Here is a 5095-nt window from a genome sequence, read left to right as displayed (position 1 = left end):
CAGCGTCTCTATCTACTTCATTGTCATTAGAGGCGCTGTAAACTTCACTCCCCGAGAGAGGTAAAAAAAATGAAAAATGATTAGGTAGTTTGTTTAACTCTATGTCTAGCGTTGTGCCTAGGTTCAAATCTTTAGCAACAAGCTGCTGATAGTCAGTAACAATAGCAAACCGTGGATTGTGCCTTAAAATTAACTCGTCTTTTGAGATTGTATCAATTGTGCTTAGTAATTTATCAGTCTTTTCTGTTTTAAAAAAAATCTTCTTTTTATAAAGAATTTCATTGTCGTTATTTGATAAATTAAAATCGCCTTTTTTTAATCGAGTAACTGAAGTTTTAGAAATACCGTAAGCCAACAAAAAATCGTAGATAAATTCTTCTTTTGAAAAATCATCAAAAACAACTCTTATATTGTTTTGTATATCCTGAGAATTCATTGCTTTTCTACTATCAAAATAATCTCATCAGTTTTTTCATCAATTTCAATCACCTTATGCCCATGCACCTTGCACCAAGCGGGTATGTCATGCAGAACACCAGGGTCAGTGGCAGTCATTTGAATAATGCCACCCTCCCTTACTTTTGCAATCGCTTCACTTAGGCGAATGACTGGCATAGGACAAAGCAATCTTTTTGCATCTATATGTATCATGCAAGGAATTGAGAAGCCGGGCTTCTCAATTTTTGATTAGTTAGCATTGACCCAATCCTGTGGTTTGAGATAGTGGTTGTATAATTTGGCTTCGGGGCTATCTGCCTTTGGTTGGTATTGGTATTCCCAGCGGACTAGAGGGGGCAAAGACATTAAAATGGATTCTGTGCGTCCACCTGTTTGTAATCCGAATAGTGTGCCACGGTCATAAACTAGGTTAAATTCTACATAGCGTCCGCGGCGATATAATTGAAATTGTCGTTCGTGGTCACTATATTTTAGGTTTTTGCGTTTTTGGACAATTGGCTTATAGGCTTTGATGTAGCTATTACCAACACTTTGCATAAAGGCAAAACATGATTCAAAACTGCCTTCGTTAAGGTCATCAAAGAATAAGCCGCCAATGCCTCGTTGTTCATCTCGGTGTTGCATATAGAAATAATCATCACACCATTTTTTGTATTTTGCGTAAGTGCCTTTGGCGAATGGTTCGCAGGCATCTTTGGCATTTTGATGCCAAAAAACACAATCTTCGTCAAAGCCATAATATGGCGTTAAATCAAAGCCGCCACCAAACCACCAAATTGGTGTCTCACCCTCTTTTTCTGCTAAGAAAAAACGCACATTAGCATGCGAAGTTGGCACAAAAGGATTGCGTGGATGGATAACCAATGACACGCCCAAGGCGGTAAAATTTCGCCCTTCTAATTCAGGTCTGAGTGCAGTGGCAGAGGCGGGCATATTATTGCCATGCACGATTGAATAATTCACTCCCGCCTGTTCAAACACTTTGCCATTTACCAGCACTCTAGTAAGGCCATCGCCTTTGCTATCAGGCTTTTCCCATTTGTCTTTAATAAATGTCGCTTCACCATCAACGGCTTCTAATTGCACACAAATGTCTGCTTGTAAATCTAATAAATATTTTTTAACTTGGTCAATCATCTGAGCCTTTCTCCTGTTTGTAGATTAATAATTTGTGATGCCTGAGTATTGTAGCCTTGTGGTGCGATAATAAAGTCTAATTCTTGCTTAAAAGCCACATTTAGCTCAAAAATGCTTGTGGCTGCACTCCTGCCAGTGATGTTCGCACTGGTAGAAAGCAATGCGCTATTACACCTTTCGCACAAACTGGCAATCAGCCTATTATCCGTTAAACGCACAGCCACAGTATCAAAATTACCTGTAATCAACGCTGACACATTTTTGTGTGTCTTTAGTAAATAAGTAGTCGGTTGTTTTTGTGGTGTTATTTGCACCAATAAATCCATATCTTGCACAAATGGTTGAAAAAAATGCACTTCACTGGCAAGTAAAATTAAGCCTTTTTGGGGATTTCTGCGCTTAAGTCGCCCCATTTTTTGCATGGCATGCGTATGCTTTGGCAGGCAAGTCAATCCTTGGATGGTATCTGTCGGATTGCTAATCACCCCACCTAGATTTAGTGTATTCGCTGCTAATCGTGTTTGAAAATTCATTGTTTTTTTGCTCTTGGATGGCATTTATCATATACTTTTGAGAGTTCTAAAAAATCTAAATGGGTATAGACCTGTGTAGATTTTATGCTTTCATGCCCCAAAAAAGCTTGTACACTGCGTAAATCATGGCTAGATTGCAAGAAGTGTGTTGCTGCTGCATGGCGTAGCATGTGCGGATGCACATGAAAAGCAATACCCACCTGTTGAGCACGATTTTTCACCATTTTCTGCACCCAACGCACGCTCAGTCGTTGCCCATTTTGATTAATAAACACAGCCTTATTACTGTGTTCATATTTTTTTAAATATCGATTTAAGGCTTGATAGGATTTGGCACCAATCGGCGTGGTTCGCATTTTTCCGCCTTTACCAAGCACGGTTAAAAAATCGCTATCAATATCTTTAATATCCAATCCAACCAATTCTGACACTCGCAACCCGCAAGAATACAAAAGCTCAATTATTGCCACATTTCTTAACATCAACCAATCACTAGAATTAGGCTTTGCCATTAGTTTAAATTGCTCACAACTAAGTATGCTGGGCAGTTTTTTTGTAGTTTTTGGAGTAGTAATTTTACCAATATCATGTTCTAAAAACTTAAAAAAACTACGAATAGATGACATACAGCGGTTTATGCTTTTAGGATTTATACCGCTATGATATAATCGCATCGAAAATAAATTTAATTGCTCAGCAGTTACTGCATCCCAGTTGTGAATATCTTCATCTACCAAAAAATCTCCTAATTTATGCAAATCACGGGCATAGGCTTTTTGCGTATGCACCGAATAATGTCGAACATTTTTTAAAAAATGCATAAAGTGCTTGATTTTTTGTAATTCGACCATATCAATGTATTTTACGCATAAACTAGGAATAAAAAAATGACAGAAAAGCAAACACATTCGTTTCAAGCGGAAGTTTCTCAACTATTGGATTTGATGATTCACTCTTTATACTCTAATAAAGAGATTTTTCTTCGTGAATTGGTGTCCAACGCCTCTGATGCGATTGATAAGCTCAAGTTCGCATCCTTGTCAAATGATACATTGGTTGAAGGCAAAGAAAATTTACAAATTCATATTGATGTAGATAAAAAAGCCAACACAATCACTGTTACTGACAATGGTATTGGCATGAGCGAGTCAGAAGTAAACAAGCTTATTGGCACCATTGCCAATTCTGGCACAAAAAAATTCTTAAAAGGTTTAGACCAGAAACAAGCACAAGACTCTAATCTTATTGGTCAATTTGGCGTGGGGTTTTATTCGGCGTTTATTGTGGCAGATAAAGTTGATCTTATCACTAGAAAAGCTGGCACTAAAGAAAAAAAAGGCACAAAATGGACCTCTACTGGCAAAGGAAAATACTCAATAGAAAATGTTGATTGTCCAGATTTTGGCACCTCAGTGATATTGCATATTAAAAAAGACGAAAAAGAATTTTTAGACGATAGTCGTCTGCGTGGCATTATTAGCAAATATTCTGACCATATCACTGTGCCGATTATGATGATAAAAGCCAGCGAAAACGACAAAGAGATTGAATATGAAACCGTTAATAAAGCCAATGCTTTTTGGACACAAGACAAACGAGCACTTAAACAAGAAGATTATGATGATTTTTACAAGTCATTAACTTATGATTTTGAAGCACCATTAACGCAACTCCACAACCGTGTTGAGGGTAACCTAGATTACACCTCGCTACTCTACATCCCCTCAAAAGCACCGTTTGATATGTGGGAGCCAAAACGCAAAGGCGGTATCAAGTTATATGCCAAGCATGTCTTTATCATGGAAGACAACGAATCTTTGATGCCACTTTATCTGCGTTTTGTTAAAGGCGTGATTGACACGGCTGACTTGTCGCTAAATGTTTCTAGGGAAATTTTACAAGGCAATAAAGTAGTTGATACGATTCGAAAAGCGTCTGTTAGTCGTATTCTAAAAGAACTTGAAAAAATGGCTAAAAATCAGCCCGAAAAATATGCAGATTTTTGGAAGGAATTTGGTATGGTCATGAAAGAAGGCGTGGTTGAAGACCTTGCTAATAAAGACAAAATTGCAAAACTTTTGCGCTTTGCCACTAATAAAAGTGATGATGCGACACAAACAGCCACTCTTGAATGTTATGTTAAGAGTATGCAAAAAGACCAAAAAACCATTTATTACATCACCGCCGAAACTTATGAAAGCGCCAAGGGTTCGCCACATTTAGAAGTATTCAATAAAAAGGACATTGAAGTTCTGCTACTTTCTGATCGTGTTGACGAATGGATGGTAAGTAATTTTGGAGAATTTGAAGGTGTGCCATTTAAGTCAATTGCCAAAGGTAATTTAGAGGATTTAGACTCTAAAGAAGATAAGAAAGAGAAAGAAAAAGTATCCAAAGACTACGAAAAAGTCATTGAAAAACTCAACGAAATCCTTGAGCCACAAGTTAAAAAAGTGAAAATCTCCAATCGCCTGAGCGAATCTCCTTCTTGTCTAGTAGCTGATGAAAATGAGATGGGGGGTAATATGGAACGCATCATGAAATCCCTAGGTCAAGATATTCCAGACACCAAACCAATTCTTGAAATTAATCCAACACATCCATTGGTAAAAAAACTTAAGACTAAAATTGATGAAGATTTGGCTAAAATTTTATTTGACCAAGCCGTCCTCAGTGAAGGCGGACAACTAAAAGACCCAGCCGAGTTTGTTAAACGCATGAATAAATTGATTAGTTAACCTCATCAAAAGTTCAAGTTTATAAACCAGAAAAAAGCCTGATAATTTCGGGCTTTTTTTTATGTCTCGTTTTTAGAATGTACATAGAATTTAAATTTAAATAGTCTTGAATTCGCACATTAAGTGCAATTTCTCCTAAGCCGTTAATAATCAACAGCCTTTCCTAAAAATAACTCAACTGGTTGTTTCCCACCTCGTGTTTTTCGAGGTCTTGTGTTGAGTCGCTTC

General features: G+C 37.4%; 6 protein-coding genes. 1 reads left to right on the top strand and 5 read right to left on the bottom strand.

Features of this window, described 5'->3' with window-relative positions:
• The 5 genes from CRYPD_RS07355 to CRYPD_RS07335 form a co-directional block, all read right to left on the bottom strand.
• The coding region (locus tag CRYPD_RS07355; RefSeq protein WP_342211702.1) for a type IIL restriction-modification enzyme MmeI at positions 1–436 on the bottom strand (436 nt) is incomplete at its 3' end.
• Complete coding sequence (locus CRYPD_RS07350; RefSeq protein ID WP_138146936.1) at positions 433–651, bottom strand: sulfurtransferase TusA family protein; 219 nt, start codon at positions 649–651, stop codon at positions 433–435. The genes CRYPD_RS07355 and CRYPD_RS07350, both read right to left, overlap by 4 nt.
• A 36-nt stretch (positions 652–687) precedes the next feature.
• Positions 688–1596 carry an oxygen-dependent coproporphyrinogen oxidase gene (gene hemF / locus CRYPD_RS07345; protein ID WP_138146935.1) on the bottom strand — a complete coding sequence of 303 codons (909 nt, stop codon included), beginning with the start codon at positions 1594–1596 and terminating at the stop codon, positions 688–690.
• Positions 1593–2129: an L-threonylcarbamoyladenylate synthase gene (locus tag CRYPD_RS07340; protein ID WP_138146934.1), complete on the bottom strand. Its 537-nt coding sequence runs from the start codon at positions 2127–2129 to the stop codon at positions 1593–1595. Before CRYPD_RS07340 ends, hemF begins: the two co-directional genes overlap by 4 nt.
• Positions 2126–2980, bottom strand: a complete 855-nt coding sequence (locus CRYPD_RS07335; protein WP_138146933.1) for a tyrosine recombinase XerC — start codon at positions 2978–2980, stop codon at positions 2126–2128. The genes CRYPD_RS07340 and CRYPD_RS07335 overlap by 4 nt, the downstream gene beginning before the upstream one ends.
• 36 nt (positions 2981–3016) lie before the next feature.
• Here CRYPD_RS07335 and htpG point away from each other — a divergent pair, with 36 nt between their 5' ends.
• Positions 3017–4867, top strand: coding sequence for a molecular chaperone HtpG (gene htpG / locus CRYPD_RS07330; protein ID WP_138146932.1), 1851 nt, complete (start codon positions 3017–3019; stop codon positions 4865–4867).
• Positions 4868–5095: the final 228 nt, after the last annotated feature.

The sequence above is a fragment of the Bathymodiolus heckerae thiotrophic gill symbiont genome, from assembly GCF_900180345.1.
Taxonomy (GTDB): domain Bacteria; phylum Pseudomonadota; class Gammaproteobacteria; order PS1; family Pseudothioglobaceae; genus Thiodubiliella.
Note: the sequence above shows the minus strand (reverse complement) of the source record. Positions and strands in the feature narration are given on the sequence as shown.

Coding starts and splice junctions, on each gene's coding strand:
- CRYPD_RS07350 (WP_138146936.1), bottom strand. CDS start 651: ATGATACATATAGATGCAAAAAGATTGCTTTGTCCTATGCCAGTCATT.
- hemF (WP_138146935.1), bottom strand. CDS start 1,596: ATGATTGACCAAGTTAAAAAATATTTATTAGATTTACAAGCAGACATT.
- CRYPD_RS07340 (WP_138146934.1), bottom strand. CDS start 2,129: ATGAATTTTCAAACACGATTAGCAGCGAATACACTAAATCTAGGTGGG.
- CRYPD_RS07335 (WP_138146933.1), bottom strand. CDS start 2,980: ATGGTCGAATTACAAAAAATCAAGCACTTTATGCATTTTTTAAAAAAT.
- htpG (WP_138146932.1), top strand. CDS start 3,017: ATGACAGAAAAGCAAACACATTCGTTTCAAGCGGAAGTTTCTCAACTA.